Here is a 25915-nt window from a genome sequence, read left to right on the forward strand (position 1 = left end):
ACTCTGATGATCACCGTACGCACTGCCTGCCTGCTGGCCGATTACAAGCGCTGGGCCAATCAGCGCCTCTTTGACAGCCTCGCGGCGCTCCCTCCGGGCGAAGTCAAAAAAGAACGGGTGTCGGTGTTCAAAAACATGATTGGCACCCTCAATCACGTGTACGTGGTCGATTGCATCTGGCAGGCGCACCTCGAAGGCCGGGGGCCTGGCTTCAAGACTTCACACGACCTGCTGCATGCCGATCTGTCCGAACTGCGCATGGCGCAAAAAAACATCGATCGCTGGTACTGCGACTGGAGTGCCCGGCAAACCGATGCCTCCCTGGACAAGCCCCTGGAATTCACCTTTGTCTCAGGCGAAAGCGGCACCATGAGCGCCGGCGCGATGCTGATGCACGTGGTCAACCACGCCAGCTATCACCGTGGCTGGGTGGTGCAGATGTACTTCGAGATTCCGGCCATGCCACCGGTGACCGACATGCCGGTGTACCTGCGCGAGTCCGAGCCGGTGCTCCTGCAGTCGATCAATGCCCCGATAGTGGCGCCGCCATGTGCTGTGCAATTTTCGAGCGCAACCAGCGTTCTGCCGGATCGTTATCGTTGACCCCGTTCCAGACCATCGACAGTTCGGACAGGTTGATATCAAACGGTGCATCGTCCGCCCGTAACTGACTGCTGCCTTCGATCAACGCATTGGCCGCGTAATCCGGCACGGTGGCGAGCATGTCGGTGCCCGCCAGCAAGGCCCGCAACCCCGCGAACTGTGACACCGCCAGCACCACCCGGCGCGAACGGCCGATCCGCGCCAGGTCATTGTCGATGGCGCCGCTCAGATCCCCGGAAAACGAAACCAGCGCGTGAGGGCGTTCGCAGAACTCGTCCAGGGTCAACGGGCCAGGACGATCATCGCCGCGCAGGATCTTCACGCTCAAGTCGCGCAATTTCTTGCGCTTGGCGTTGGCCGGCAATTCCGTGGTGTAGCTGATGCCGACGGAAATCTCGCCACTGGCCAGCATCGACGGCATCAGCAGGAAATTCACTCGGCGCACCACCACGACCACGTTCTGCGCCTCCTCGCGTATCTGCTTGAGCAGTGGCGGAAACAGTCCGAATTCGGCGTCGTCGGACAGTCCGATACGAAACACATCGCGGCTGGTGGAGGGCTCGAAATCCTTGGCCCGGCTGACCGCCCCGGAAATGGTGTCCATTGCCGGCTGCAATTCCTTGAGAATCTGCAATGCCCGCAGCGTCGGCTCCAGGGTGCGTCCATTGCGCACCAGCAACGGATCGTCGAACAGATCGCGCAATTTTGCCAGCGATGCGCTGACGGCAGGCTGGCCGAGGAACAACTTTTCCCCAGCCCGGGTCAGGTTCTTCTCGAACATCAGGGTTTCGAATATCACCAGCAGGTTCATGTCCACGCGGCGCAGGTCGTTGCGGTTCATGGTGATGGCTCGGTGGGGTTGGGTTTTTTCAGTAAAGCACCAAACCCTGTAGGAGCGAGCCTGCTCGCGATAGCGGTGTGTCAGTCACTTAAATGTTGGATGTGCTGCCGCCATCGCGAGCAAGCTCGCTCCCACACGTACGGAGCTTTACTCAGGCGGATCAAGTCGATCCAGCGCCCGGTTCACCACCAACTCACCCAGCATAATGACTTGGGCAATACCCAGCAGCGTGTTGCGGTGCGAGCCCTCAAGAAAACCCGCCAGATTGTTGGTCATCACATTGGCTGAGGCCAGCGACTCGCAGGCGTGGGCCAGCAGGGTTTCGGTGTCGATGTCGGGGTTGATGGTGAACATCGTGGACGGTTTGTGGGGCGTGGCCATGATGTTGGCGGCGGGGTTGAGGTAGTGATTGAGGGTGCGTTCGGCGGCTTCGTGGAATTGCTTTGAGTCGGGGCTTTCGTAAGGGGAGGCGGGATCTGTTACCGGGGGATTGGGTGTGGGCTTGATCATCGATAGAACTCCAGTACTGTAAAATTGGAGCCATCACTTTCGCTACCAAACGAAGGGCGGTGGCCATGCACAGGTTGGTAGACCGGAGTACTGGAACCGGCGCCCCCGAAGAGGCCCTGCGCATGACAACCATAAAAGCAGCAACTGCTTGAAGTGGCGCTACGCGCAGTACTCCGGGCTACCAAACCCGATCGCTGTTTTTCAGCGACCGGCTAACGATAATGCCCGGACTCAAGACGCGTAAGCCGGCGGATTCTGGCGTACCCGTAGGCAATGACGCAAGGCGTTGTAGCTTTCATCAAGTTACGCTGACAGCCGTTAAACATGTGCTTTAAACAGGTACCGCCATCGCGAGCAGGCTCGCTCCCACAGGAGATCTGTTTTGCTCTTCAGATGAACACTAGGCTTGAGGAATCAGACTCTCCCGACAATCAAGCACCAGCCGCGCGCCACCCAGTTCGCTGCTGCCCACCTCCAGGGTAAACCCGTGCAGACTGACAATCGCCGCGACGATGGATAGCCCCAGCCCGAAGCCGCTTTTGTGATTGCCCGCCTCGGCGCGATAGAAGCGCTGGAACACCGCTTCACGTTCCGCTTCGGGAATGCCCGGGCCAGAGTCGAGTACTTCGATTCGCGTGTGCCCGCCATCATTGATCCCTCGCAGGATCACTGCGCCGCCGGGCGGGGTGAATTTGATCGAGTTGCTGAGCAGGTTCGCCACCGCTTCGAACATCAGCGCGCGGTCGCCATTAAGGGGTGGCAATGACGCGGGCAGATGAAGTTGGAACACCAGGTCGTCGTCTTCCGCCAGGGGCAGGTAGAACTCATGCAGTTCTTGCAGCAACGCCACCGGGTCCACCTGGACGAAACCGGAGCGACGCTGGCGATCTTCCAGCTCGGAGATCCGCAGCAAGCCTCGGAAACGTGCCATCAGCGTATCGGCCTCGGCCAGCACCAGGTCCAGTTGCATGGCCTGCGGCGAGCCTTCGCCGGCTTGTTGCTGCATGCGGTAAAGCTGCGCGCGCAGACGGGTCAGGGGCGTGCGCAGGTCATGGGCGATGTTGTCGCACACGCCCTTGACCTCGTTCATCAGGCGCTCGATGCGTTCGAGCATGGCGTTGACGATGGCGGCGAGCATGTCCAGTTCGTCACGCCGATTGGACAGTGGCAAGCGCCGGCTCAGGTCGCCGGCGACGATGGCCTCGGCACTGGCCTGAATCCCGCGAATGCGCCGCAACGGGCGGCGGCGCAGCAAATACCAGCCGACGATGCCCGGCACGATGGTCAGGGTCACACCCCAGAACAAGGCGTGAAGGATGATCCGGGTCACGGCAAACAACGAACCGTTGTCGCGCACCAGTACCAGCCAGCGGCCGTCGAGGGTGCGGGTCGCCACGGCGTCACAACTGTCGGCGGGCAGCGTCTGCTCGTCGCTGTCGCCGGAGGCATCGCAATCGCGCAGCATGTGGATCTTGCCATCGAGGGGCAAGCCGTCCGGAATGTAACGCAGGGCGCCGCTGAGGTAATGGTGCCGGGCATCGAACAAGCCGTAGGCGTCGATGCCGCGGATGTCGAAGGTCATGCTGACGGCGAGGGCGTCCACCAGTTGCTCGCCGGAGAAGCGTGAAAACAGGTGCTGGCGTTGCATCAGCGAATGCTTGGCCAGGTTGTCCAGGTAAGCGGAAACCTCGTAGTACATGACCCCCATGAGAATCCCGCTCCAGATCACAAACAGCGAACTGTAGAGCGCCAGCAGACGGCTGCTGGAAGAGCGCCAGCCTTTAGACGGGTTCGGCAATGACATAACCCGAGCCTCGCACGGTCCGAATCAGTGGGGCATTGCCAGGCGGGTCGATCTTCTTGCGCAGACGGCCGATGTGTACGTCGATCAGGTTGGTGCCGGGATCGAAGTGGTAACCCCAGACCTCTTCGAAAATCATCATCCGCGAGAGGATTTGCCCGGTGTTGCGCATCAGGAATTCCAGCAGTTTGTACTCGGTGGGCAGCAGCGTCAGCAGCTGACCGTCGCGACTGGCTTCGTGGCTGATCAGGTTCAGTTCCAGATCCGCCACCCGCAAAGTGGTGGCCTGGGCGGTCACGGTGTTCTGCCGGCGCAGCAGGACTTCAACCCGGGCGGCCATTTCATCGGTGGCGAAGGGTTTGGTCAGGTAGTCGTCGCCGCCGGCGCGCAGGCCGCGCACGCGCTCATCGACGTCGGACAGCGCGCTGATCATCAGGATCGGCGTGGCCACACCCATGGTCCGCAGCGTGGTGACGATCGCCAGGCCATCGAGCTCGGGCAACATGCGGTCGAGGGTGATCAGGTCGTAGTTGCCGCTGACCGCACGCTCCAGCCCTTCGCGGCCATTGTCGACCCAGTCGACGTCCAGGCCGTGGCTACTCAGTTCGGCGACAATCTCCCGGGCGGTCACGGCGTCGTCTTCGATGGTCAAGATGCGGGTCATAGGGCTGGCCTGATAAGCAGTTCAATACGAAGTTGCGAGCATTTTGCCAAGAATTGCCCGCGACTTAATAAATTAACTTTCATCTAGCTCGCGATAGCGGGCTGACAGGCAATTCATGAGTCGACTGACACGACGCCATCACGAGCAAGCTCGCTCCCACAACGGATTGATGTCGAACACAAAGCCCGCGTACGACGAAAATTACTGTGGGAGCGAGCTTGCTCGCGATGACGGCAGATCAGGCAAAACGAATCTGTCAGTCAATCGGCGTACTGACAAACACCTCTAGTTCCTCGGCATACTTCGTGAACGCTGCGATCCGCGGAAACTGCGCCGCACTCACCTGGTCCGGCACCACCAGATTGGTGAAGCTCCAGGCCACCGCCAGCGTGATGCCGTCCTGCTCAATCGGACCGTCAGTCTTCAGCGGCTGCTTTTCCAGCTCCCGCTCCAGCGCTGAATAGGCCGCCGTCAGCTGTCCTTCGACCCGCTGCACCCAGGGTTCGAATTGAATCTCCGCTGGCCGCAGGTTGCGCTCGTAGTAAAGCTGCACGGATTTTTCGCAGGCGGCCAGGGCCAGGCCGATCAGGCGCAACGCGCGCAGGCGCCGGCCCGGTTCGACGGGCATCAGGCTTTTGTTGGCCAGGGTTTCCAGGTAGTCGATGATCAGCGTCGAATCCATCAACACTTCACCGTCATCCAGCACCAGGGTGGGCGCCTTGACCACCGGGTTGATCTGCTGGAATTGTTCGAAGTGGCGGAACACCGAGACCGACTGATGTTCCAGCGAGACTCCCAGGCATTTGGCAGAAATGGCGGCGCGCCGTACGTAGGGCGAATCCAGCATACCGATCAGCTTCATGGTCCTTTCCTTTATATGGCCATTTCGGGAGGGACAACCTTAGCTGAGGTTCGCAGCCCTGCAAATGACAGTGAAAAATGCCCGGTCCAGGCCGTTTGTCATCTATATACAGCCGCTCGATTGAATTTCTTGCTATAAACGCACTCCGATTACCGCCTCAAAGCCTGCCGTAGAGCATTTTCAGGGCTTTGTCGGACAAATTCGCTGTCTTTTCAGTTGCTGAGGCCTCAAGTCGGCCTTAGACTGCCGCCCCTCGTAAATTGAGTGCCGGGTGGCGCTTGGAACAAACGGCGCCTTTCCGATGGCCTGCCCAGGCCTGCCGGAACGCTCCCTTATTCGCCTTAATGCACGTTTTTTTATAGAGATATCAATGACAAAGGACAAGTTGCTGGCCATGCCGGCGGATGACTACATGAATGCCGAGCAACATGCTTTTTTCTCCGAGCTGTTGCAGAACATGAAAGTCGAAACCCATGAGCGCATCGAACAGAACCGCATCGCCATCGAAAGCCTGGACACCCCGGCCGATCCGGCAGACGCGGCTTCGGTCGAAGAAGAGCGCACCTGGCTGGTGAATGCGATCGATCGCGATCAGCGCATGCTGCCTCAGTTGGAACAAGCCCTTGAGCGTATCAAGGAAGATAGCTTCGGCTGGTGCGACGACAGCGGCGAGCCGATTGGCCTCAAGCGCCTGCTGATCAGCCCGACCACCAAGTACTGCATCGAAGCTCAGGAACGTCACGAGCAAATCGACAAGCACCAGCGTCAGGCCTGATTCTGTGGGGCAGCCCCGTTAATCCGGGCTGCCTTGAAAAGATCGCAGCCTGCGGCAGCTCCTGCGCAATTGAAGTAGGGCGCTGTTGCAGGCTGCGATCTTTGTTTTCTGCCGTCTTCGATTTCCCGGTTCTTCTATTGATCTGCTGCAACGTTCGCGACTAAAGGCTCATGGATAATGGCTTTATGGTGGCGTTTAATGCGAAGACAACAATTAGAAGCTTTACGGGGTGACGATGATGACGCAAGACGGGTCTCTGGTTGCGGCAGTGCCCGCACCCGTGCTGTTGCCGAAAAACCGCTGGCTGACGCCAACGCTGCAAAGCATCGCCCTGATGCTGTTGTTAAGTGGCATGACACTGGGCGACGGGTCGCTCTACCTTGGCCTGCCCCTGGCCGTATTGATTGTCTGGCTGCCTCGTCTGCGTTCGCGCGCGAACCCGCAGGCGGCTTGCCCCGACAACCCCGATGCCATCGGCGCGTTGACTCGCGATCTTTCCTGCACCACCAGCCATAACGCACTGTCGGCCGCCGGTGTGGCGTTTTCGGTTCGGCAACTGGCGGACAAACTGCAATCGCAGCTCACGTCGGCGGCACAGATCGTCAGCAATGCCGAGGTCATGATCACCACCGAACAGGCCACCTCGACGCTCAGTCGCCAGGCGCTTAGTGCCGCCAGCGAGGCTCATCAAAGCGGAGTGGTCGGGCGTACGGAATTGATCGAGTCCATTTCGCGCATGCATCAGCTCAGCCAGCGCGCCAGCAACAGCCGTGAACTGATCGAAGCCTTGAGCCTGCGCAGCGACGATATCCAGCGGGTGACCCTGGTGATTCAATCCATCGCCAGCCAGACCAATCTGCTGGCATTGAACGCTGCGATAGAAGCGGCGCGGGCAGGGGAGCACGGTCGCGGGTTTGCAGTGGTGGCCGACGAGGTTCGCGGACTCGCCGCACGCACGGCGACCGCCACGGGGGAGGTGGGCGAGATGGTGGCCGACATCCAGCATCGCACGGCGCAGGTGGTGGAGCAGATCCGCCAACTGTCCAGCGACCTTGACTCCGGTGTGGAGCAGGTAGAGCGAACGGGGCAACATCTGGAGAACATTGCCCGTCTGGCGGCCAGTGTCGAGTCCCAGGTCGGGGAGATCGCCCAAGGGGCAGACACCAACCGCGAACAACTCGACAGCCTGTTTCACGCCATCGAACAGATGCGCAGCGATCTGGTGGTCAGCGACCAGCAGACTCAGCGCCTGGCCCATGCGGCGGTGCAAATGGAAGGGCAAGCCGAAACCATCAGTGAGCGTCTTGCCGAAGTGGGGCTGGATGACTATCACCAGCGGATCTATGACCTGGCCCGAGACGCCGCGAGCCAGATTGCAGCGCGTTTCGAAGCGGATATCGATGCCGGTCGAATCAGTCTCGACGATCTGTTCGACCGTAATTACCAGGTCATCCCCAATACCAGCCCGGCCAAGTACCAGACGCGTTTCGACCGTTACACCGATCAGGTTTTGCCAGCGATTCAAGAACCGTTGTTACCGCGTCACGAAGGATTGGTGTTCGCCATCGCCTGCACCCAACAGGGTTATGTGCCGACCCATAACAAGGTGTTCAGCCAGCCGCTGACGGGGGACGCGCAGGTCGATGCCTTGCAGAACCGGACCAAACGCAAATTCGCTGACCGCACCGGGATCCGCTGCGGCAGCCATCAGAAGGCCGTGCTGCTGCAAACCTATACGCGTGATACCGGAGAGTTGATGCACGATCTTTCGGTGCCGATCATGCTCAAGGGCCGGCATTGGGGTGGTTTGCGCCTGGGTTACAAACCGGAAAAACCGCGCTAGAAACGCCGTGCTGCCGGGTGATTGTTGCAAGTTCTGCAATTAACCTGTGCAGGATTTTGCTGTTTCCTCGTTGGAAAACTAATTAACATACCTACTAATTAGGTTGCTAATGAAGTTCGGGGGCAGCATGCAAGGCAAAGTTGATGTCGCGGTCATGATCGGCAGCGGAGTACCTGCCAGTCTTCGTTCCATGGGACGCAAGGTTTGCTGGGTAGTGTTGCTCAATGGCGAGCGCCGGGGCACGGCGTTCTCCAGTCGCGACGAAGCGGAGGAGTGCAAGGCTGCCTGGCTGGCGCAATTGAGCGCCGAAAGTCCTGGCAGCCTGCATTGAAGTTGTCAGTGGGTCTGGTGCATGCGCAGGTTCAGGTCGTCGACCACCCGCGCCCAGTCAGCGTCTTCGCGCAGTTGTTCCTTGAGGAAGCCGGCCTGTTGCGGTGACCAGAACTCGGCGTCGATGAGTTTCTTGTCGTCAGGCAGGGAATGGCCGGCAATGAAGTCGTCGATCGCTTTCTGGCTGGAGTCCAGGCCGAGCTGGTCGAACAGGCCTTTCAAGTCATGGGTCGGTGATTCCATCTTCATCTCCTTGCAGGTCATCGGTCGGGTCGAGGGACGAGGCGCACCCTGGATTCGAGGGCGCCGCACCGGTGGAGTTCGATCGCAATGTTCAAGTGCAACAATGAGCATAGACCGCCAACCCGACCATCAGGCTTTCAATGCGCCCGCATCGACCGCGGCCTTGAGTTCCCTGGCCGATTCCTGGGCCGCGATGGCGGCGACATCCGGGGTTTTGAACCAGCGATCCTTTTCGACCTGGTGATACGTCACGGTCTTGAGCGGTGGTTTGGCCCGCATGACAATCACGGCCTGGAATTCACCTTCGACTTCTCTGGCTTCACCCCGGATAAAAAACTCGCCGATATCAAATTCCGTCACGTTGCAGACTTCCCTTGGAAATACATTGTTGTTGTCAACGCACCCGATTTTCTGCGGATCCGTTTTATTGGGCGGGCAGTATGGCAGTAGTTGCCCGTCGACGGCTGAGATAAGTCGACGGGCAGACGAAACGTCGATGGAAGCGAGTGCGGTGGGCAAGTCAACCGTGTGATTCAAGAAACCGGGCGAGGGCACAGGCTTCGTTATGATTGGCTCGGAAACCTCTTACGCAGCCTGTAGAAATATCCTTGATGTGAAAGAAGGCAATGCCCGCCATTACCACCTGAAATCGCGGGCGGGTCGGGGCATCGGGAGCCGGTTCATGGAGGCAGAACCGTGTCGGGTGCGGGGTTGGTGCTGTTTTCGAGCCAGGCACCAAGGGATAGGCAAAGTGTGTCAGCGTGCACATATGAAGTCCTTTTCATTGTTTACCGACGTATGTACGTCGTTTTGGCTAGTCTCCAAGAGCATCGCTGCTCTAGAATCACCCCCACTGGTGGGTGAATGACGTTTATCTAAAGCAATTTTTTGCGGACGATATGTAGGAAAAGTTTTTTTCTTGATGAGATTTTTCCCCGAAGTTGATAGTCCATAATTTTCTGGCAGCAGGAAGGGTGTTTTCCTTCAACCTGTGACGAACGCCAGTCAGGACGACGTGAGTGACGTTCCAGTAGTCTTCTCAAGCTTCGTGATGAATGAGTGCACTGCTCATTCAGGACTTCAACCCGGGTTCTTTGGCTACACCTTCGGCATTGCCGCTTTTTTGGCTGTGCGTTCATTTTTCGCGCACGGCACCATTATTCAGATGTGGGGATGTTTCCTTGGCAGTAAGTAATCTCGATATGCATGCTTTGTTCGTGCTGGGTGATTTGCGCGCAAAGCTGGTCAAGCAGTTTCAATCACGTTTCGTTTACATCACCGAACAGAACGCAGAAGGCATTTACATTGCCGAAATCGATACCGAGTCAGCCCTGGTGGTGGACGACAAGCCCGGACTCAAGCTCAAGGTCGGCGATCATTTCAGCGCGTCCGTGCTGCCCAGCCGCGAAGGTGGCAAGCTGGACATCAGGTTCCGCGACATCAAGCTGACGGTCTACGGAATAGGCGATTACGCCTTCGTGACCACGGCCGACGGTCAGGGGATCGTGTTCAAGGAAGGTCACAGCGTGGTGATGGTGTTCGCTGCCCATCAACAGTTGCAGGAAGGCCTGACCAAGACCCTCAAGGCCGTGACCGCCAAAGCGGCCAAGTGGCGCAAGGGTGAGCTGGTGACCTTCAAGGCCAGCGAGTGATGATCCTGACCCGCGCCGATTTCCACGAACAGAACCTGGCCAGTGCTCAAGACGAAGCGCGGCGGCTGTTCGGGCAGAAGACCATTCTGCAAGGAGCCTGGCTGAATTGGGTGGCGTCACAGCTTTACCAACTGCAACCGGCACCCTACGCCAACATGGTCAGACGAGAACTGATGCGTTTGCAGGAAACCTGCGAAAACTGACCCATGCACCTCGAAAGCAGGAACCTCTACTACAGTCAATGGACTGAGTATTCAGAGGCTTCGCGGTCTACTGCCAGGCCACCCTGCTATTGCTGTGAACAGCACGAGGTGCAAAAGCATGAACGGATTTCGACGGTTGCTGGCTGCGGTCCTGGCCACTTTCGGTTTGCTGGCGACACCCGCCCCGGTGTCTGCCGCCCAGGCGCCGATCCACTTTGCCGACCTGAACTGGGAAAGCGGCAGCCTGATAACCGATGTCCTGCGCATTATTGTCGAGAAGGGCTACGGGCTGCCGACCGATACGTTGCCGGGCACCACCATCACCCTGGAAACCGCGCTGGCCAACAATGACATCCAGGTCATTGGCGAAGAGTGGGCCGGTCGCAGCCCGGTGTGGGTCAAGGCGGAAGCCGAAGGCAAGGTCGTCAGCCTCGGCGATACGGTCAAGGGGGCTACCGAAGGCTGGTGGGTGCCGGAATATGTGATCAAGGGCGACCCGGCCAAGGGCATCAAGCCGCTGGCGCCGGACCTGCGCAGTGTCAGCGACCTGCCGCGTTACAAAGACGTGTTCAAGGATCCGGAAGCCCCGACCAAGGGACGCTTCCTCAACAGCCCTATCGGCTGGACCTCGGAAGTGGTCAACAAGCAGAAGCTCAAGGCGTATGGGCTGGACGACAGCTACGTGAACTTCCGCAGCGGTTCGGGGGCGGCACTGGATGCGGAGATCAGTTCGTCTATTCATCGTGGCAAGCCGGTGCTGTTTTACTACTGGTCGCCCACGCCGTTGCTCGGCCGCTTCAAGCTGATTCAACTCGAAGAGCCACCGTTCGACGCCGAAGCCTGGAAGACCCTGACCGACGCCGACAACCCCAATCCCAAGCCGACCCGTTCCCTGGCCTCCAAGCTGTCGATCGGTGTGTCCACCCCCTTCCAGAAGCAATATCCGCAGATTGCCGAGTTCTTTGCCAAGGTCGACTTTCCGATCGACCCGCTGAACAAGGCCCTGGCCGAGATGAGCGAGAAACATACACCGCCGCGCCAGGCGGCAGAGGCGTTCATGAAGGCCCATCCGGACGTCTGGCGGGCCTGGCTGCCCAAGGACGTGGCGGATAAAGTCTCCGCCACCCTGTAGGCGCTGCCGCAGGTCGGGATCTTTTGATCTTTGTCATGGAAATGCAAAATCAAAACATCGCAGCCTGCGGTAGCTCCTACAATGTTCAGTTCCTTTCCCTTTCAAGGATCTCTGAACCATGACCCTGGTGTTGGCTCAATCGCTGGTGACGATCTTCGCCGCGATCAGTCTGGTGCATGTGTATTGGGCGTTGGGTGGCGAATGGGCGGCGGTGGCGGCGGTCCCGCAAGTACCGCAGGTGGGCAGCGCGCAACTGCGACCGGCATTTAAACCGCGAGGCTGGATCACGCTGGTGGTGGCCGGGCTGTTGCTGTTGATTGCCGTGTTGGTGTGCTTGCGGGTGGGTTGGTGCCTGCCACCCTTGCATCACTGGTCGTTGCAGTGGGTGCTCAGTGCGATTGCGATCTTGCTGTTTGCCCGGGCCATTGGCGATTCGGATCTGGTGGGTTTTTTCAAAGAGGTCAAAGGCTCGAAATTTGCCCGGCTCGACACCTGGGTTTACTCGCCGTTGTGTGTGGTGCTGGGGGCGGGGTTGTTGGCGGTGGCCTGGGTCTGAGACAGGCCGGTCGTGATGTATTGACAGGTCTATCGCCTTCGCGAGCAAGCCCGCTCCCACAATTGATCTGCGTACACAGTTCAAAATGTGGGAGCGGGCTTGCTCGCGAAGGGGTCAGTCCAGTCAATACAAATCCTTGGTCTAACTACCGCTCTCCGTCCGCCGGCTGCTCACCTCAGCCGGCACATCATCCCCGGCCATGCGTTTGCGAAACAGCGCCGCCCGGGCCAACAGCAATGTGGTCACCGGCACGGTAATCGCCAGCAGGATCGGAATCAGCCAGGCGTGCAATACCGGCGCGGACTTGAGCGCCGAAAAATAGATGATCGAAGCCAGCGCCACGCACCAGGTCCCGAGCGTCGAGGCCAGGGCCGGTGGGTGCATGCGCTGGAAGTAGTCCTTCATGCGCAGCAGGCCCGTGGCGCCGATCAAGGCAAACAGACTGCCGAGCACCAGCAGGATCGCCACCGGGATTTCCACCCACAACGACAATGGCGTATTCATTCGATCACCTCGCCACGCAGCAGGAATTTCGCCAGGGCGAACGAGCCGACGAAACCGAACAGGGCGATCAGCAACGCCGCCTCGAAGTAGGTGTCACTGGCATAACGTATACCCAGCGCCAGCATCATCAGCATCGCGACGATGTACAGGTAGTCCAGCGCCAGAACCCGGTCCTGGGCCGACGGCCCCTTGAACAGGCGGATCAGGGTCAGGATCATCGCCAGGGAAAAGAAGAACAGGCTCAGCAGGATCGCGTTCGACAGCAAGGGGCTCATTCGAAGATCTCCATCAGCGGACGTTCGTAGGTCGCCTTGAAGTGCTGGATGAACAGCGCCTCATCGTCCAGGTCGAAGACGTGCAACAGCAGAATGCTGCGGTCCAGCGCCAGCTCCGACCAGACTGTACCGGGCACCACCGTGGTGATCATCGACAGCGCGGCCAGGCCGTTGGCGTCACGCAAATCCAGCGGCACCTTGATGAATTGCGAGCGAGGCGGGCGGCGACCGGCATTGAGCACGCTCCAGGCCACGGCGAGGTTGGACACCAGCACATCGCGCCCGACCACCAGGATCAGGCGCAGGATTACCCAGGGACGACGGATGCGCACCGGCAGCGGACGCAGCCTGCGCATCATCAATGGCGCACAGAATCCCAGCGCGGCACCCAGCAGCAGGTTGCCGGGGCTGATCGACAGGTTCAGCAACAGCCACAGCAGCCACAGGGCCAGCGATAGCAGCGGTGCCGGAAACAGGCGCTTCATGGCTGCACCTCCTGCGGGGCCGCTACGGCCGACGGGTTCGGTACGACGCGTGTGTCGAGCACCGCCATCACGTATTGCTGCGGGTTGTACAGGGCATCGGCGGCGGCCTGGGTGTAGCGCAGCAGCGGATCGGCCTTGAAGGTCAGCGCAATGCTCAGGCCCAGCAGGGCGAAGATCGGTACGCATTCAAGGCGTCGCAACAGGGGCGATGGTCGTTCCGCAGGCGTCCAGAAACGCTGGATGCCCAGGCGCGAGAACGCGATCAGCGATGCCAGCCCAGACACGATCAACAACACCAACAGGCCCCACGCGGCGTTGGAAACCGGTGTGTCGCCGCTGTTGCCCAGGCCTAGCGGATTGAGCAGGGCGCCGATCAACCCGAGTTTGCCGATAAAGCCAGAAAGCGGCGGCATGCCGATGATCAGCAAGGCGCAGGCGATGAAGCTCAGGCCGAGAAACGCCATGGTCCAGGGAATCACCTGGCCGACCACGGCTTTCTGGTCGTCGTCGAGGTTGGTACCTTTGGGCGGATGCAGGGATTCCAGTGGCCGCGGCAGCAGTTCGGCTTCATCTTCGAGCAGGACTTCGTTGGCCGAGCGCGAGCGCTCGATCAGCTCGGCCAGCAGGAACAGGGCGCTCAACGCCAGGGTCGAGCTGAACAGATAGAACAGCGCAGCGCCAACCAGGTTCGGCTGGGCGAAACCGATGGTCGACAACAGAATGCCCGCCGACACCAGGATGCTCAGGCTGGCCATGCGCTCCAGGCGTTGCGCGGCGAGGATCGCAATGGCAGCGCAGACGATGGTCGCCATCCCGCCGTAGATCAGCCAGTCGCCGCCAAAGAACGCCGATGCCCCGGCCTGGGCGGAGAACAGCAGCGTCCACAGGCGCAGCAAGGTGTACACGCCGACCTTGGTCATGATCGCGAACATCGCCGCCACCGGCGCGCTGGCCGAGGAGTAGGCCGGCACCAGCCAGAAGTTCAGCGGCCACATGCCGGCCTTGGCCAGGAACGCGATGGCCAGGATCCCCGCGCCAGCGTGTAGCAAGCCGCGATCAGCTTCGGACACCAGCGGGATTTTCACCGCCAGGTCGGCCATGTTCAGCGTGCCGGTGACCCCATAGATCAGCGCCGCGCCAATCAGGAACAGCGACGAGGCCAGCAGGTTGATCGAGATGTAATGCAGCCCCGACGACACCCGAGCCCGGCCAGAACCGTGGAGCATCAAGCCGTAGGACGCGGCCAGCAGCACCTCGAAGAACACGAACAGGTTGAACAGGTCCGCGGTGAGGAACGCGCCGTAAAGGCCCATCAACTGGATCTGGAACAGCGCATGAAAACTCGAACCGGCGCTGTCCCAGCGGGCCATGGCGAACAGCAGGGCACTGACGCCGATGATGCCGGTCAGCACCAGCATCAGCGCCGACAGGCGATCGACCACCAACACCAGGCCGAACGGCACTTGCCAGTTGCTCGGCAGGTACACACCGATGGAGCCGGGCACGCCGGTGGTCTGTGTCCATTGCAACAACGCCACGGCAATGCCCAGCCCGAGCAGGCTGGAGAACAGATTGATCCTGGCCTTGAGCGGCCGGTGCTTCTCGCCGAGCATCAGCATGATCGCGGCGGTCAGCAGCGGCAGCAGAATGGGTGCGACGATCAGGTGAGTCATCGCCATCATTCTTTGGGCTCCCGGCCATCCACATGGTCGGTGCCGGTCAGGCCCCGGGAAGCCAGCAGCACCACCAGGAACAGCGCGGTCATGGCAAAGCTGATGACGATCGCCGTCAACACCAGTGCCTGCGGCAGCGGGTCGGTGTAGTGCAACAGGTCCTGCGGCACGCCGTCCTTGATGATCGGTTCCTTGCCGATGAACAGGCTGCCCATGCTGAAGATGAACAGATTGACCCCGTAGGACAGCAGGCAAAGGCCCATGACCACCTGGAACGTCCGTGGGCGCAGGATCAGCCAGACGCCGGACGCGGCCAGTACGCCGATGGCGATTGCGATGACTTCTTCCATCAGACGGCTCCTTTGGCGGCAACGGATCTGGGCTGGGCGGCGGTTTTGTGGCCGCGCACCGATTGGTGGGCGAGGGCGGTGAGGATCAACAGTGTCGAGCCGACCACCACGCCGTACACACCGATGTCGAAGAACAGCGCGCTGGCCAGGTGAATGTCACCCAGCAGCGGCAACGAGAAATGCCAGGTGTGGGTGGTCAGGAACGGATAGCCGACAACCATCGCGCCCAGGCCCGTGGCCGTGGCAATCATCAATCCCGTGCCCATCCAGCGCAGTGGCCGCAGGCTCATTTGCGCCTCGACCCACTGCGTGCCGGCGACCATGTATTGCAGGATGAACGCCACCGACATCACCAGCCCGGCGACAAAACCGCCGCCCGGTTGATTGTGCCCGCGCATGAACAGGTAGAACGAGACCACCAGCGCCACCGGCAACAGCAGGCGCACCAGCACCGCCGGCACCATCATGAAACCGAGCGCGGTGTCGCTGGCGTGACGCGGGTTGACCAGGTCGGTCACCACATCCGGCGCGAGCAAGCGTTGCTGGGCCGGCAGTTGCAGGCTTTCTTTCGGCGGACGGAAGCGACGCAGCAGGGCGTACACGGTCAGCGCCACGGCCACCAGCACGGTGATTTCACCGAGGGTGTCGAAACCACGGAAGTCCACCAGCATCACGTTGACCACGTTGCTGCCGCCGCCTTCAGGCAAGGCGCGACTGAGATAGAACGAGGAAATATCGTTGGGGGTCTGGCGCGTCAGCATGGCGTAGGCCAGCAACGCCATGCCGACACCGACCGAGGTCGACAGCAGCAAGTCGCGGATACGCCGCACCCGCGCCCGGCGCAGGCTGCCCGGCAACGGCGAGACCTCCTCGATCCGTCGTGGCAGCCAGCGCAGGCCCAGCAGGATCAGCACCGTGGTCACCACTTCGACCGCCAGTTGGGTCAGGGCCAGGTCCGGCGCGGAAAACCAGACGAAGGTGACGCAGGTCATCAGGCCGCAGACGCTGACCATGGTCAGGGCCGCGAGACGGTGATACTTGGCCTGATAGGCCGCGCCAAGGGCGCAGGCGATGGCCAGCAACCACAAGGTGACGAAGACGATCGACCCCGGGATTTTCGGCCGGTCACCCCAGTGAAGGCTGCTGTGGAGCATGGGAATCAACCCGGCCAGTACGGCGGCGAGCACCACCAGGAACAACTGCATTTGCAGGCGCCTGGTGCCAATCCGGGGCTCCAGGCGACGGGCCAGGCGCATGATGGCGACCAGCGTGTATTCGAACAGGTGCTTGCCGTCCAGGCGACCGATGACGGGCGGACGATCGAAACGTCCACGCTTGAATTGATTGCGCAGCAGCAGATAGAGCAGGGTGCCGCAGGACAATGCGATCAGGCTCATGATCATCGGCGCGTTCAGGCCGTGCCAGATGGCCAGGCTGTACTCGGGCAGCGTGCCGCCGACTACCGGTTGCGCCGCCGCCGCGAGCAGCGGGCCGACTATCTGGGCCGGGAAAATACCCACCAGCAGGCAGGCGAACACCAGCAACTCGACCGGCGCGCGCATCCAGCGTGGTGGCTCGTGGGGTGTGTGTGGCAGGTCGGTCGCGGGCGGGCCGAAAAACACATCCACGGTGAAACGCAGGGAGTAAGCCACGCTGAAGGTACCGGCAATGGTTGCCACGATCGGCAAGCTCAGTTCGATCCAGCGCGTGGCATTGATGAAGACGGTTTCGGCGAAGAACATTTCCTTGGACAGGAAGCCATTGAGCAACGGCACGCCGGCCATCGAGGCGCTGGCGACCATGGCCAGGGTGGCGGTAAACGGCATCAGCTTGTACAGGCCGCTGAGTTTGCGGATATCGCGGGTGCCACTTTCGTGGTCGATGATCCCGGCGGCCATGAACAGCGAGGCCTTGAACGTCGCATGGTTGAGGATGTGGAACACCGCGGCGACGGCGGCCAGCGGGCTGTTCAAGCCAAGCAACAGGGTGATAAGGCCCAGGTGGCTGATAGTCGAGTAGGCCAGCAATCCCTTGAGGTCGTTCTGGAACATCGCGCAATACGCCCCGAGCAACAGGGTGCAGGCGCCGGCGCCACTGACGATGTAGAACCATTCTTCACTGCCCGAAAGCGAAGGCCATAGCCGTGCGAGCAGGAAAACCCCGGCCTTGACCATGGTCGCCGAGTGCAGGTACGCCGACACGGGCGTCGGCGCGGCCATGGCGTGGGGCAGCCAGAAATGGAAGGGGAACTGTGCGCTTTTGCTCAAGGCGCCGATCAGGATCAGGGGTAATAGAATCGGGTAGAGGGCATGGGCGCGAATCAGATCGCCGGCGGCCAGGACCTTGTCCAGGTCATAGCTGCCGACCACATGGCCGAGCAGCATGACCCCCGCCAGCAGGCACAAACCGCCCGCACCGGTCACCATCAGCGCCATGTAGGCACCGCGCCGGGCATCGGCGCGATGGTGCCAGTAGCCAATCAACAGGAACGAGAAGAGGCTGGTCAGCTCCCAGAAAAACACGATCTGGATCAGGTTGCCGGAGATCACCAGCCCGAGCATGGCGCCCATGAAGGCCAGGAAAAACGCGAAGAATCGCGGCACCGGATCGTTCGGCGACATGTAGTAGCGCGCGTACAGCGAAACCAGGGTGCCGATGCCCAGCACCAGCATGGAGAACAGCCAGGCGAAACCGTCCATGCGCAGGACGAAGTTCAGGCCCAGGCTGGGCAGCCATGAAAACTCTTCGCGAATGACGCCGCCATCGGCGATCTGCGGGTACAGGAAGGCGACCTGAACGGTGCCGATCAGGGCGATCAGGCCAGCCAGCAGGGATTCGGTGTTACGGGCATTGTGCGGCAACACGGCCGCCAAACAGCTGCCTATGAAAGGCAGAAGCAGTAGAACTATCAGGGACATAGGCTTCTAATCTGCGGAAGTTTGTGAAGCATCATACGTGCCAGCTCCCGGATCACCAAACGCCAAGCTGTCGCAGAATCCTACACGGTAGACGGAAACGCCCTGATTCACATTGTTTCAGAGAGAGGTCGGGGAGCCCGTTCCGGCCCCTGTGGGAGCGGGCTTGCTCGCGAAGGCGATTGATCTGGCGATGCGGAACCAGCGGTTTATCGCTGAGTTTCCTCTTCCAGCTCTTCCTCAGGCGCCGCAGCCTTACCCTTGGTCTTCAACTCACTGACAATCACCGCCGCCACAATCAACCCGGCCCCGACCAGGGCAATCGCCGGCAAGCGTTCCCCGGCAATGCGCCCGACAATCCCGGCCCATACCGGCTCACCGGCATAGATCAGCGTGGCGCGGGTCGGTGACACGCTTTTCTGTGCCCAGTTCATCGCCACCTGAATCGCCGCGCTCGCCGCCCCGAGCCCCAGCGCGCTGCACAACAGCAACCAGGAGAAGTCCGGAATCGCCTCGTTGGTCGGCACCACCATCAGGAACGACAGCACCGAAGTGACCGCCAGTTGCACCACCGTCACCCGGCGCACATCGACCTGGCCGGCATAGGTGCTGATCAGGATGATCTCGGCCGCAATGGCCACGGCGCTGATCAAGGTGGCGATTTCACCGGGGCTGAAATTGAACGACGCACCTGACGGCCCGGACAGCAGCATCAACCCGGTAAAGGCCAGCATGATGCCGATGCTCGGCATCAACCCCGGACGCCGCCCCAGCACCAGCCATTGCAGCAACGGCACAAACGGGACGTACAGCGCGGTAATGAATGCCGATTGGCTGCTGGGAATGCTCTGCAACCCGACCGTCTGCAAGCCATAGCCGAGCATGATCGCCACGCCGATAAACGACCCGGCCTTGAGTTCGAACAGGGTCAGGTCGCGCAGGTGACGCCAGGAAAACAGGGCGACGATGCTCGCGGCGGCGGCAAAGCGCAGGCCGACGAAAAACATCGGGCCGCTGACGGTCATCGCATGCTGTACCAGCAGGAAGGTACCGCCCCAGACCATCGTGATCAGTACCAGCACGCATTCGGCCTTGCTGAACCTTGTAAAACGGGAGGAAGCCTTTGGGGAATTCACCGACGTCATGACCTTGCACGCTACTGGAGGGGGACGCACAATGCGTCGAATGTTGCGCAGTATACTGCCCAACCCCACTCAGTGAGCAATATAGTGCACAAAGATTCTACCCAGCGGGCTTCGGTCCTCCAGCACGTCAGTCAAAACGTTCGTCGTTTACGTCATGCCGCCGACCTGAGCCAGACCGCGCTGGCCGAAAAGTCCGGTGTCAGCCGTCGAATGCTGGTGGCGATCGAGGCAGGGGAAAAGAACGTCAGCCTGACCACCCTCGACCGGGTGGCCGAAGCCCTGGACGTTGCCTTCAGTGATTTGATCCAGGCCCCCGACGCCCGCGATCCCAGCCGTATCAATGAGCTGGCCTGGACCGGCACGATCCCCGGCAGCAGGGCGGTGTTGCTTTCCAAGGCCCAGGCCAGCCGCGAAGTCGAGCAGTGGGAATGGTGCCTGCAACCGGGCGAGGTGTATCCGTCGGAGCCGGACGCCGATGGCTGGAGCGAGCAGATTTATGTCTTCGAAGGGTGCCTGACCGTTATGCTCGGCGACCAGCCACAGCATATCGCGGCGGGTGAATTCTTTATGTTTGCCAGCAACCAGCCACACTGTTATCGCAACGACGGGGTGGTAGCGGCGAAGTTTGTACGTAATGTGGTGATCTGAACAGGGAGTGCATGGATGGGCCAGACCTTGAACAATGACGCCGACATCCTGATTGTCGGTGGCGGCCTCAGTGGCGCGATGTTGGCGGCGCAGTTGATGCGTTTGCCGGGCCGGTGCCGGGTGCTGGTGATCGAGCCCCGGGCCGAACTGGGGCGGGGTGAAGCCTATAGCGCGGTGGAACTGGGCCATACGCTCAACGGCAATGCGGCGCGGATGAGTGTCGACCCGGACAACGCCGACGACCTGACCCAATGGCTGACCGAGTACATCAAGGCGGGCGGCTGGCCGGAATCGGATCAGCAGCATGTGCCGATCAGCGAGTTGTTTCCGCCTCGGGGCGTTTTCGGCCTGTACGCCCGGCAGCGCCTGGCAGAAGCGCAGGCGGTGGGCGCCTTGGTCGGTTCGACGGTCGAGCATGTGCGGGCCGAAGTGGTCGATTTGCAAACCGATGCAGACGCCGTGCGGTTGACCCTGAGCGACGGCCGATGCTTGCAGGGCGCTTTTGCGGTGCTGGCCACCGGGATGTTTCCCGCCGCGCGCACCCCGCAAACCCGGTCCAGCGGCTTGAATGCGGCCGCTCTCGATCCGTGGGACGTGACGGCCATGCGGCAACTCGATCCGCAAGCGACGGTCATGATCATCGGCTCGGGCCTGACCATGGTCGATGCCGTGGTGTCCCTGGAACAGGCCGGGCATCGTGGGCCGATCGAAGTGTTTTCCCGTCATGGGCTGCTGCCCCATGTGCGTCGCCAGCCACCGGCCTGGGTGGATTTTCTCGCGCAGGATCAGAGCATCCGCACACCTCGCCAGTTGATGCGCGAACTGCGTCGGCACTGCCGGGACGCCATCGCCCAAGGCATCGACTGGCAGGCGCCGCTGGACACGGTGCGGGCACACATCGGCCGCTTGTGGCATCAGGCGACCGACGTGCAGCGTCGGCAGTTCGTGCGGCATGTGCGGCCGTGGTGGGAAAGCCATCATCACCGCTCGCCACCCTTGAGTGCCGAACTGGTTGAGCGCTTGTATAAAGAAGGGCGGTTACGTATTCACGCAGCCTCTTACCAGGGCCTCGAGCCGTCGCTCAATGGCGAGGTGAGTATTCGCCTTCGACGGCGGGGCGAGGCGCAGACCTGTGTGGTCAGCGGTGTCGCCCTGATTAACTCTAGCGGTATCGAATACGACTGGCGCCGGGTCGCGCGACCGCTGCCCCGGCAACTGCTCGCCCGAGGCCTGGTCCGGCCCGGGCCGCTGGCCTTGGGCATCGCGGCAGAGGTCGATGGTGCGGTCCTGAACGCCGAGGGGCAGCCTGCCCGCCGTTTGTTTGCCATGGGCCCGCCGTTGCGTGGCATGTGGTGGGAAAGTACCGCCGTCACCGATGTGGCGAGCCAGGCAAAGGCGTTGGCCGAGCGGCTGTCGATCAGGTTGTGGGTCTGAGTACATATCCGTTGCTGCGGTAACGGCGGCTTATGGTTTCGCCCTTACGGCGAGTCCCTTTTGTCAAACGACACAAAAGGAACCAAAAAGTCTCGCCCCTTACGTACGGCCCCTCGCTGAGGCTCGGGGTTCCTTCGCTCCGGCATTCATCCGGGGGCATCGCCCTCCGGTTGGCTTCGCTGGCACCTACATGCGATGTGTTCGACTGCGTCGAACGGCGCTGCGCGCCAATCCCCGGATAAACACCTCCACTCTGCCTGCCGAGGGGGCGGGTGAATCAAGATCAAGAGCTGCAGGCGAGCTAACGCTCGGCCTGATGAGTGGTGAAGAGCGTGGTGTACGCCGCTCTGTCTTTGCTCTTCTGTGGGAGCGAGCTTGCTCGCGATGGCGGCCTGCCAGCTGACCAAATTCTCAAAGATGCACCCAATCCCCTGTGGGAGCGGGCTTGCCCGCGAAGACGGCCTGCCAGCCGATCGAGATCTTTCAGATGTACTGAATACCTGTGGGAGTGAGCTTGGTCCGGGCGGCGTTCCGACGATGGCAGCCAGACCACCGCTGGATTGCTTCCATCAATGCACCCGGCAAAAAACCGCGGCCCCCCCACCCGAGGCCGCGGTTTTCCATAGGGTTGAAGCCGGCCCCATCAACCTGCGTGGCTAATGGGGCGCGGGCTCAGTTGGCGATCACCGGCACCGTGCGTACGGAGCCTTGGGACGAGGTGATCGTGGCGGTCGGGTTCGCCGACGGAACGACCGTGGTGGTGTTGTTCACGGTCAACCGCCAGCGTCCATTCGCCGGTACGGCGGTGGTGCCCAGGGTGACCAGCCCGGTCGGAGTGGTGACCTTGATGGTGATGGTGTTGCCGGTGGTCACCGATGAGGTGCCGGCAAAGTCCCAGGTGAAGCGGTTGTTGGAGCGGGCTCTCACCGTTGCGGTGGTCACTGCGAAGGTTTCCGCAGCAGGCCGTGGCGAGACCTGCACCGTGACCGTGGCTGGCGACGTCGATTGGGCGCCGAAGCTGTCCCGGGCAAAGTAGGTGAAGGTCGTGGTGAAGGCCGTGGTGACGGTGGCCGGTGGGGTGTAGGTGAGCACCGTGCCGTTACTGCTGACGGTGCCGCCACCTGCCAGCGGTTGAGTGAAGTCGGCGACGGCTAGCGGCACATTGCTTTCAGGATCGGTGTCGTTGGTCAGCACGTTGATTGGAATCGCCACACCCAGTGTCGTGACGGCATCGGCGACGGCCACCGGAGGCCGGTTAGGCGCCACGGTCATGCTCACGGTTGCCGCTGTCGTCGAGGCCAGGCCTTTGACGTCCTGGGCCTTGTAGGTGAAGGTCGTGGTCAACGGCGCGTTGACGACAGCAGGAGGGGTGTAGACCACCGCCGTAGTGCCGCTCAATGCCACCGTGCCCTGGCTGGCGGCCGGTTGGGTCAGCGCGGTAATGCTCAGCGGCGTATTGCCGTCCGGGTCCCTGTCGTTGGCCAGCAGGTTGAGGGTGATCGGCACGCCGAAGCTGGTGCTGCCGGTATCGGCTACGGAGATCGGTGCCTGGTTCGCGCCGGTGTCCGGAGCAGTGCCGACGACTACGACCGGCTCGATGTCACTGCCGCCCGCAGCGGATTTGACCGTTACGGTTGCAGGGGGTTGGGTCAAGTCAGCCACCGTCAGGCGTTGCAGGATTCCGGTTTTCGACAGCCGCCCGTAACCCTGGGCGACCATGTCCGGTACCACCACTTCGTCTGTGGAAGTGGCCTCGATCAGCAGGCTGTGGTTGCTCCAGCTGTAACGGGCGGTCTGGATTTTCACCACGTCCGAGAGCTTGCTCGACACTGCAGTTGGGCGGGTGGTCCCGGCGGGGTTGGTGGCGGTGACCACCACGACCGGCGGCACCGTTGCGTTGGCCAGCAGATTCTGGGCGAAGAACACGCCGTTGTTATCGCTCACCATGTTGGTCTGGCAAGGTGACACAGGCGGGCCGGGGACCAGGGCGATGCTTTCGCGAAAGCACAGGGTCGAGCCGTTGGCGGCTTTGGCAAACACTTCGACCCGGGTGGTGTTGCCGCCCGTGCCGGCTATGCGGCGGTAAGTGGCACGGGTCATGTCCACCGCGGTCTGCGCGCGGTTGTCGAGCACCTTGCCGGACAGGGTGAAGAGGTTGGTCTGGATGGTCCCGGCCGGACCCTGGATGCGCACGAAGTTGGTGTTGTTGGGGCTGCCGGTCACGGCTTCGGTGAGGTTGGGGTCGCCGACGAAGGTTTCGATGGCGCCGGTGTCCGGGTTCACCTCGGTGTAGGGACCGTTGACGCTGCGCAGGAACGGCCCGATCGCACCGTTGACCGCACCGCTGAAAACCCCCGGCGCGCCGATGCCGACGTCCCTGGTGATGTTGATCGCCCGGCGCCCGGTGGTGGTGACGTTGACCGTTTCCACGCCATAGGGGTGGGTAATGGTGTAGGTCCCGGCAACGGGAATGTTCACCCGCAGACGAATCCGCGCGAAGCTGATCTGGTCGCCATCGAGCGGGTTGCCACCGGCAAATGCAGCCTCGATCCCGGCGACATAGACGTCCATGCCATAGCCGGCAGTGTTGTTGGGGATGCTGGTCTCGGCAAGGAACCAGAAGGCTTCGTCTGGCCAGTTATCCGGGAACACCATTGGCAGGGTGTCGTCGAAAATGCCCGGTGTCGGCAGCAGGGTACACATGTAGGCCGGTGGCACGCTGGCTGCCACCCGCGAGCTGGCGGCGCGAGACTGGCACAGCTCCATCGACAGTTGATTCTTGTCCTGATACCAGATCGGGAATTTCCCGGTGGCAAAGGTGTAAGGACCGGGATCGACGGCGGCGAGTTGCGCGAAAGCACTGCCGGTCAGCGATAGAGTCAGTCCCAGGGCGTTGAGCGCCAGGCGTGGCCATTTGTTCATGATGCCTCCTGATGAGGATCCGGGCATGTGGGCGTTCATTGCACGATGACCACTTCTTCGGTATCGCTGCCGCCATTGGAGGACGACACACGAACCTGGGCTGGCGGAATCGGCGAGATGCCGGTGGCCAGGCTTTTCACTACGCCATCACCACTCAGGGCGCCGATGGCGATACCGGTGCCGGAGGTGGCGGTGAGCACCGGTGGCGACGTTTCATCGCTGGTCGAAGCCACGATGGTGATTTGCCCGGTGCTCAGGCTGTACTCGGCGCGTGAGATCGTCACCAGGTCGGTCAACGACATGGGCAATATGGTCGGCGCGCTGCTGGCGATGGCCAGGTGGTTGTCGGCGGTCACCTGCAAGGTGCTCGGCAACGTCGGATTGTTCGGCGACTGTGCATACCAGTGGCCGGTGGTATTGGCTTCGGTGAAGTTCAGCAGCGGATTGTTGCTGTCCAGGGTCACGGTGGCGGGTGGCGGCGGGGCCATCACGAACACGTCCTGCTGGGCCACCGGGGCGCTGGTGCCGGCCTGTCGCGAGTAGGTGCTGCGCTCGGCGATCACCGGGGTCGGACGGACCACCGACGACAACTTGCCGGAAACAGCGAAGAGGTTGGTGCGCAAGTCCAGGCCGTTGGGGCCCTCGATGCGCACGTAGTTGGTGTTGAACGGGCTGCCGGTGACGGCTTCGGTGAGGTTCGGATCGCCGACGAATTGTTCGGCCTGGCCCGTGCTCGGGTTGGTCTCGGTGTAGGGGCCATTGACGCTGCGCAGGAACGGCCCGACGTCGCCCTTGAGCGCGCCGTTGTAGGTTTTTGGCGCGCCGATGCCAATGTCCCGGGTCATGTTGATCGCCCGACGGCCGGGGGTCTCGACGTTGAACACTTCGACGCCGTAAGGGTGGGTGATGACATAAGTGCCGGCGGTGGCCACGTCGATGCGAACACGGATACGGGCGAAGCTGATCTGGTCGCCCTCCAGTGGATCCCCGCCACTGAAGGCTGCTTCGAGCGCCGAGACATAGGTCAGGTCGATGCCTCGGGCGGCATCGACGATGGTTGTTTCGCCTGTTGCCCAGAACGCTTCGTCGGGGAAATTGGTCGGGAAGACCAACGGTTGCGTGTCATCGAAAATGCCGGGATTAGGGATCAGCGAGCACATGTAAGTCGGGGCGCCCGGCGCGCTGGCAACCCTGGAACTGACAGCCTTTGATAAACACAGGTCAAGGGTTCGGCCGTGGCTGTCTTGATACCAGGCGGCGAAATTGCCATTGGCTGGCAGGTAGGGGCCGGGGTCTACGGCAAACAGCGCGGCCTGGGCAATACCTTGGGCTAGAGCAGTCACAACCAGGGCGGACGCGGTTTTGCACAGTAACGGGTGCATGAGTGTTCCCTCTGTCGAAGTACCTGCCCCTTGGGGTGGGCCAGTTGGCAGGGCATTCGGCAACTTCCATACCAATCGGCGAAAACGCCCGTGAGACGCCCGCAGTAAAGGCGTTGGCGCGGTCGCAGGCGGCAGGCCGGGAAGTTATGACGCGGGCAGCTATCCCC

27 protein-coding genes are annotated in these 25915 nt (G+C 61.5%); 10 read left to right on the plus strand and 17 right to left on the minus strand.

Going from position 1 to position 25915, the window contains the following annotated elements; genetic code table 11:
* The first annotated feature begins 6 nt into the window (after positions 1–6).
* A complete protein-coding gene (locus tag KGA98_RS24795; protein WP_223504251.1) occupies positions 7–603 on the plus strand; it encodes a DinB family protein in 597 nt (198 codons plus the stop codon).
* On the opposite strand, the gene KGA98_RS24800 is transcribed toward KGA98_RS24795, so the two are convergent.
* From KGA98_RS24800 to KGA98_RS24820, 5 genes are all read right to left on the minus strand, one after another.
* A complete protein-coding gene (locus tag KGA98_RS24800; RefSeq protein ID WP_223504253.1) occupies positions 524–1444 on the minus strand; it encodes a LysR substrate-binding domain-containing protein in 921 nt (306 codons plus the stop codon). The two genes, KGA98_RS24795 and KGA98_RS24800, sit on opposite strands and share 80 nt — an antisense overlap.
* Positions 1445–1591: 147 nt before the next feature.
* Positions 1592–1954, minus strand: coding sequence for a DUF6124 family protein (locus tag KGA98_RS24805; protein WP_223504256.1), 363 nt, complete (start codon positions 1952–1954; stop codon positions 1592–1594).
* Positions 1955–2354: 400 nt separating this feature from the next.
* A complete protein-coding gene (locus tag KGA98_RS24810) occupies positions 2355–3758 on the minus strand; it encodes a sensor histidine kinase (RefSeq protein ID WP_154862321.1) in 1404 nt (467 codons plus the stop codon).
* Entirely contained in the window at positions 3736–4419 is a 684-nt protein-coding gene (locus KGA98_RS24815) for a response regulator transcription factor (RefSeq protein ID WP_090456447.1), read from the minus strand. The genes KGA98_RS24810 and KGA98_RS24815 overlap by 23 nt, the downstream gene beginning before the upstream one ends.
* Positions 4420–4675: 256 nt before the next feature.
* Positions 4676–5281 carry a glutathione S-transferase gene (locus KGA98_RS24820; RefSeq protein WP_223504258.1) on the minus strand — a complete coding sequence of 202 codons (606 nt, stop codon included), beginning with the start codon at positions 5279–5281 and terminating at the stop codon, positions 4676–4678.
* A 370-nt stretch (positions 5282–5651) separates the two neighbouring features.
* Here KGA98_RS24820 and KGA98_RS24825 point away from each other — a divergent pair, with 370 nt between their 5' ends.
* The 3 genes from KGA98_RS24825 to KGA98_RS24835 all read left to right on the plus strand — a co-directional run bounded on the left by KGA98_RS24825 (position 5652) and on the right by KGA98_RS24835 (position 8230).
* On the plus strand, positions 5652–6056 hold the full coding sequence (locus KGA98_RS24825) for a TraR/DksA family transcriptional regulator (RefSeq protein ID WP_007935965.1): 405 nt from the start codon (positions 5652–5654) through the stop codon (positions 6054–6056).
* A gap of 619 nt (positions 6057–6675) precedes the next feature.
* Complete coding sequence (locus KGA98_RS24830) at positions 6676–7899, plus strand: methyl-accepting chemotaxis protein (protein ID WP_371318474.1); 1224 nt, start codon at positions 6676–6678, stop codon at positions 7897–7899.
* 127 nt (positions 7900–8026) lie between these two features.
* Positions 8027–8230, plus strand: coding sequence for a hypothetical protein (locus KGA98_RS24835; protein WP_150815150.1), 204 nt, complete (start codon positions 8027–8029; stop codon positions 8228–8230).
* 5 nt (positions 8231–8235) lie between these two features.
* Here KGA98_RS24835 and KGA98_RS24840 read toward each other — a convergent pair whose 3' ends face one another.
* The 3 genes from KGA98_RS24840 to KGA98_RS24850 form a co-directional block, all read right to left on the minus strand.
* Positions 8236–8472 carry a DUF2789 domain-containing protein gene (locus tag KGA98_RS24840; protein WP_007973758.1) on the minus strand — a complete coding sequence of 79 codons (237 nt, stop codon included), beginning with the start codon at positions 8470–8472 and terminating at the stop codon, positions 8236–8238.
* A 129-nt stretch (positions 8473–8601) separates the two neighbouring features.
* Positions 8602–8832, minus strand: coding sequence for a hypothetical protein (locus KGA98_RS24845; protein WP_007973761.1), 231 nt, complete (start codon positions 8830–8832; stop codon positions 8602–8604).
* Between the two features lie 160 nt (positions 8833–8992).
* The gene (locus KGA98_RS24850) at positions 8993–9241 is read right to left on the minus strand and encodes a hypothetical protein (protein ID WP_223504260.1); all 249 of its coding nucleotides are present in this window, start codon (positions 9239–9241) and stop codon (positions 8993–8995) included.
* A gap of 433 nt (positions 9242–9674) precedes the next feature.
* Here KGA98_RS24850 and KGA98_RS24855 point away from each other — a divergent pair, with 433 nt between their 5' ends.
* The 4 genes from KGA98_RS24855 (at position 9675) to KGA98_RS24870 (ending at position 12015) form a co-directional block, all read left to right on the plus strand.
* The gene (locus tag KGA98_RS24855) at positions 9675–10124 is read left to right on the plus strand and encodes a hypothetical protein (protein WP_172435400.1); all 450 of its coding nucleotides are present in this window, start codon (positions 9675–9677) and stop codon (positions 10122–10124) included.
* Positions 10124–10327 (plus strand): hypothetical protein, encoded by a 204-nt coding sequence (locus KGA98_RS24860; protein ID WP_150815148.1) that lies wholly within the window; start codon positions 10124–10126, stop codon positions 10325–10327. The genes KGA98_RS24855 and KGA98_RS24860 overlap by 1 nt, the downstream gene beginning before the upstream one ends.
* Positions 10328–10445: 118 nt before the next feature.
* Positions 10446–11459: an ABC transporter substrate-binding protein gene (locus KGA98_RS24865; protein WP_223504262.1), complete on the plus strand. Its 1014-nt coding sequence runs from the start codon at positions 10446–10448 to the stop codon at positions 11457–11459.
* A 118-nt stretch (positions 11460–11577) separates the two neighbouring features.
* A complete protein-coding gene (locus KGA98_RS24870) occupies positions 11578–12015 on the plus strand; it encodes a DUF3995 domain-containing protein (RefSeq protein ID WP_102671389.1) in 438 nt (145 codons plus the stop codon).
* Positions 12016–12156: 141 nt separating this feature from the next.
* On the opposite strand, the gene KGA98_RS24875 is transcribed toward KGA98_RS24870, so the two are convergent.
* From KGA98_RS24875 to KGA98_RS24905, 7 genes are all read right to left on the minus strand, one after another.
* Positions 12157–12519: a Na+/H+ antiporter subunit G gene (locus tag KGA98_RS24875; protein ID WP_090456437.1), complete on the minus strand. Its 363-nt coding sequence runs from the start codon at positions 12517–12519 to the stop codon at positions 12157–12159.
* Positions 12516–12794 (minus strand): K+/H+ antiporter subunit F, encoded by a 279-nt coding sequence (locus KGA98_RS24880; protein ID WP_007986253.1) that lies wholly within the window; start codon positions 12792–12794, stop codon positions 12516–12518. The genes KGA98_RS24875 and KGA98_RS24880 overlap by 4 nt, the downstream gene beginning before the upstream one ends.
* On the minus strand, positions 12791–13279 hold the full coding sequence (locus KGA98_RS24885) for a Na+/H+ antiporter subunit E (RefSeq protein WP_154910597.1): 489 nt from the start codon (positions 13277–13279) through the stop codon (positions 12791–12793). Before KGA98_RS24885 ends, KGA98_RS24880 begins: the two co-directional genes overlap by 4 nt.
* Entirely contained in the window at positions 13276–14961 is a 1686-nt protein-coding gene (locus KGA98_RS24890; protein WP_154862324.1) for a monovalent cation/H+ antiporter subunit D, read from the minus strand. Before KGA98_RS24890 ends, KGA98_RS24885 begins: the two co-directional genes overlap by 4 nt.
* The gene (locus KGA98_RS24895; RefSeq protein WP_007986256.1) at positions 14958–15302 is read right to left on the minus strand and encodes a Na+/H+ antiporter subunit C; all 345 of its coding nucleotides are present in this window, start codon (positions 15300–15302) and stop codon (positions 14958–14960) included. Before KGA98_RS24895 ends, KGA98_RS24890 begins: the two co-directional genes overlap by 4 nt.
* Positions 15302–18220, minus strand: coding sequence for a monovalent cation/H+ antiporter subunit A (locus KGA98_RS24900; RefSeq protein WP_223504264.1), 2919 nt, complete (start codon positions 18218–18220; stop codon positions 15302–15304). Before KGA98_RS24900 ends, KGA98_RS24895 begins: the two co-directional genes overlap by 1 nt.
* Positions 18221–18426: 206 nt before the next feature.
* Positions 18427–19362 carry a DMT family transporter gene (locus tag KGA98_RS24905; protein ID WP_223473759.1) on the minus strand — a complete coding sequence of 312 codons (936 nt, stop codon included), beginning with the start codon at positions 19360–19362 and terminating at the stop codon, positions 18427–18429.
* An 84-nt stretch (positions 19363–19446) separates the two neighbouring features.
* Between KGA98_RS24905 and KGA98_RS24910 the strand changes: the two genes are divergently transcribed.
* Together KGA98_RS24910 and KGA98_RS24915 are read left to right on the plus strand one after the other, a co-directional pair.
* Positions 19447–20010, plus strand: coding sequence for a helix-turn-helix domain-containing protein (locus KGA98_RS24910; protein ID WP_090456428.1), 564 nt, complete (start codon positions 19447–19449; stop codon positions 20008–20010).
* Between the two features lie 15 nt (positions 20011–20025).
* Positions 20026–21444 (plus strand): FAD/NAD(P)-binding protein, encoded by a 1419-nt coding sequence (locus KGA98_RS24915; protein ID WP_223504267.1) that lies wholly within the window; start codon positions 20026–20028, stop codon positions 21442–21444.
* A gap of 672 nt (positions 21445–22116) precedes the next feature.
* Here the strand turns inward: KGA98_RS24915 and KGA98_RS24920 are convergent.
* On the minus strand, positions 22117–24366 hold the full coding sequence (locus tag KGA98_RS24920) for an Ig-like domain-containing protein (protein ID WP_223504270.1): 2250 nt from the start codon (positions 24364–24366) through the stop codon (positions 22117–22119).
* Positions 24367–24401: 35 nt separating this feature from the next.
* The gene (locus KGA98_RS24925) at positions 24402–25748 is read right to left on the minus strand and encodes a hypothetical protein (protein ID WP_223504272.1); all 1347 of its coding nucleotides are present in this window, start codon (positions 25746–25748) and stop codon (positions 24402–24404) included.
* Positions 25749–25915: the final 167 nt, after the last annotated feature.

Source organism: Pseudomonas sp. BF-R-24 (genome assembly GCF_019947335.1).
In the GTDB taxonomy this organism is placed as follows: Bacteria; Pseudomonadota; Gammaproteobacteria; order Pseudomonadales; family Pseudomonadaceae; genus Aquipseudomonas; species Aquipseudomonas jessenii.

What these genes read in the sequence shown, in the direction of transcription:
- KGA98_RS24795 (WP_223504251.1), top strand. Translation starts at nt 7, where the DNA reads ATGATCACCGTACGCACTGCCTGCCTGCTGGCCGATTACAAGCGCTGG.
- KGA98_RS24800 (WP_223504253.1), bottom strand. Translation starts at nt 1,444, where the DNA reads ATGAACCGCAACGACCTGCGCCGCGTGGACATGAACCTGCTGGTGATA.
- KGA98_RS24805 (WP_223504256.1), bottom strand. Translation starts at nt 1,954, where the DNA reads ATGATCAAGCCCACACCCAATCCCCCGGTAACAGATCCCGCCTCCCCT.
- KGA98_RS24810 (WP_154862321.1), bottom strand. Translation starts at nt 3,758, where the DNA reads ATGTCATTGCCGAACCCGTCTAAAGGCTGGCGCTCTTCCAGCAGCCGT.
- KGA98_RS24815 (WP_090456447.1), bottom strand. Translation starts at nt 4,419, where the DNA reads ATGACCCGCATCTTGACCATCGAAGACGACGCCGTGACCGCCCGGGAG.
- KGA98_RS24820 (WP_223504258.1), bottom strand. Translation starts at nt 5,281, where the DNA reads ATGAAGCTGATCGGTATGCTGGATTCGCCCTACGTACGGCGCGCCGCC.
- KGA98_RS24825 (WP_007935965.1), top strand. Translation starts at nt 5,652, where the DNA reads ATGACAAAGGACAAGTTGCTGGCCATGCCGGCGGATGACTACATGAAT.
- KGA98_RS24830 (WP_371318474.1), top strand. Translation starts at nt 6,676, where the DNA reads ATGATCACCACCGAACAGGCCACCTCGACGCTCAGTCGCCAGGCGCTT.
- KGA98_RS24835 (WP_150815150.1), top strand. Translation starts at nt 8,027, where the DNA reads ATGCAAGGCAAAGTTGATGTCGCGGTCATGATCGGCAGCGGAGTACCT.
- KGA98_RS24840 (WP_007973758.1), bottom strand. Translation starts at nt 8,472, where the DNA reads ATGGAATCACCGACCCATGACTTGAAAGGCCTGTTCGACCAGCTCGGC.
- KGA98_RS24850 (WP_223504260.1), bottom strand. Translation starts at nt 9,241, where the DNA reads ATGTGCACGCTGACACACTTTGCCTATCCCTTGGTGCCTGGCTCGAAA.
- KGA98_RS24855 (WP_172435400.1), top strand. Translation starts at nt 9,675, where the DNA reads ATGCATGCTTTGTTCGTGCTGGGTGATTTGCGCGCAAAGCTGGTCAAG.
- KGA98_RS24860 (WP_150815148.1), top strand. Translation starts at nt 10,124, where the DNA reads ATGATCCTGACCCGCGCCGATTTCCACGAACAGAACCTGGCCAGTGCT.
- KGA98_RS24865 (WP_223504262.1), top strand. Translation starts at nt 10,446, where the DNA reads ATGAACGGATTTCGACGGTTGCTGGCTGCGGTCCTGGCCACTTTCGGT.
- KGA98_RS24870 (WP_102671389.1), top strand. Translation starts at nt 11,578, where the DNA reads ATGACCCTGGTGTTGGCTCAATCGCTGGTGACGATCTTCGCCGCGATC.
- KGA98_RS24875 (WP_090456437.1), bottom strand. Translation starts at nt 12,519, where the DNA reads ATGAATACGCCATTGTCGTTGTGGGTGGAAATCCCGGTGGCGATCCTG.
- KGA98_RS24880 (WP_007986253.1), bottom strand. Translation starts at nt 12,794, where the DNA reads ATGAGCCCCTTGCTGTCGAACGCGATCCTGCTGAGCCTGTTCTTCTTT.
- KGA98_RS24885 (WP_154910597.1), bottom strand. Translation starts at nt 13,279, where the DNA reads ATGAAGCGCCTGTTTCCGGCACCGCTGCTATCGCTGGCCCTGTGGCTG.
- KGA98_RS24890 (WP_154862324.1), bottom strand. Translation starts at nt 14,961, where the DNA reads ATGATGGCGATGACTCACCTGATCGTCGCACCCATTCTGCTGCCGCTG.
- KGA98_RS24895 (WP_007986256.1), bottom strand. Translation starts at nt 15,302, where the DNA reads ATGGAAGAAGTCATCGCAATCGCCATCGGCGTACTGGCCGCGTCCGGC.
- KGA98_RS24900 (WP_223504264.1), bottom strand. Translation starts at nt 18,220, where the DNA reads ATGTCCCTGATAGTTCTACTGCTTCTGCCTTTCATAGGCAGCTGTTTG.
- KGA98_RS24905 (WP_223473759.1), bottom strand. Translation starts at nt 19,362, where the DNA reads ATGACGTCGGTGAATTCCCCAAAGGCTTCCTCCCGTTTTACAAGGTTC.
- KGA98_RS24915 (WP_223504267.1), top strand. Translation starts at nt 20,026, where the DNA reads ATGGGCCAGACCTTGAACAATGACGCCGACATCCTGATTGTCGGTGGC.
- KGA98_RS24920 (WP_223504270.1), bottom strand. Translation starts at nt 24,366, where the DNA reads ATGAACAAATGGCCACGCCTGGCGCTCAACGCCCTGGGACTGACTCTA.
- KGA98_RS24925 (WP_223504272.1), bottom strand. Translation starts at nt 25,748, where the DNA reads ATGCACCCGTTACTGTGCAAAACCGCGTCCGCCCTGGTTGTGACTGCT.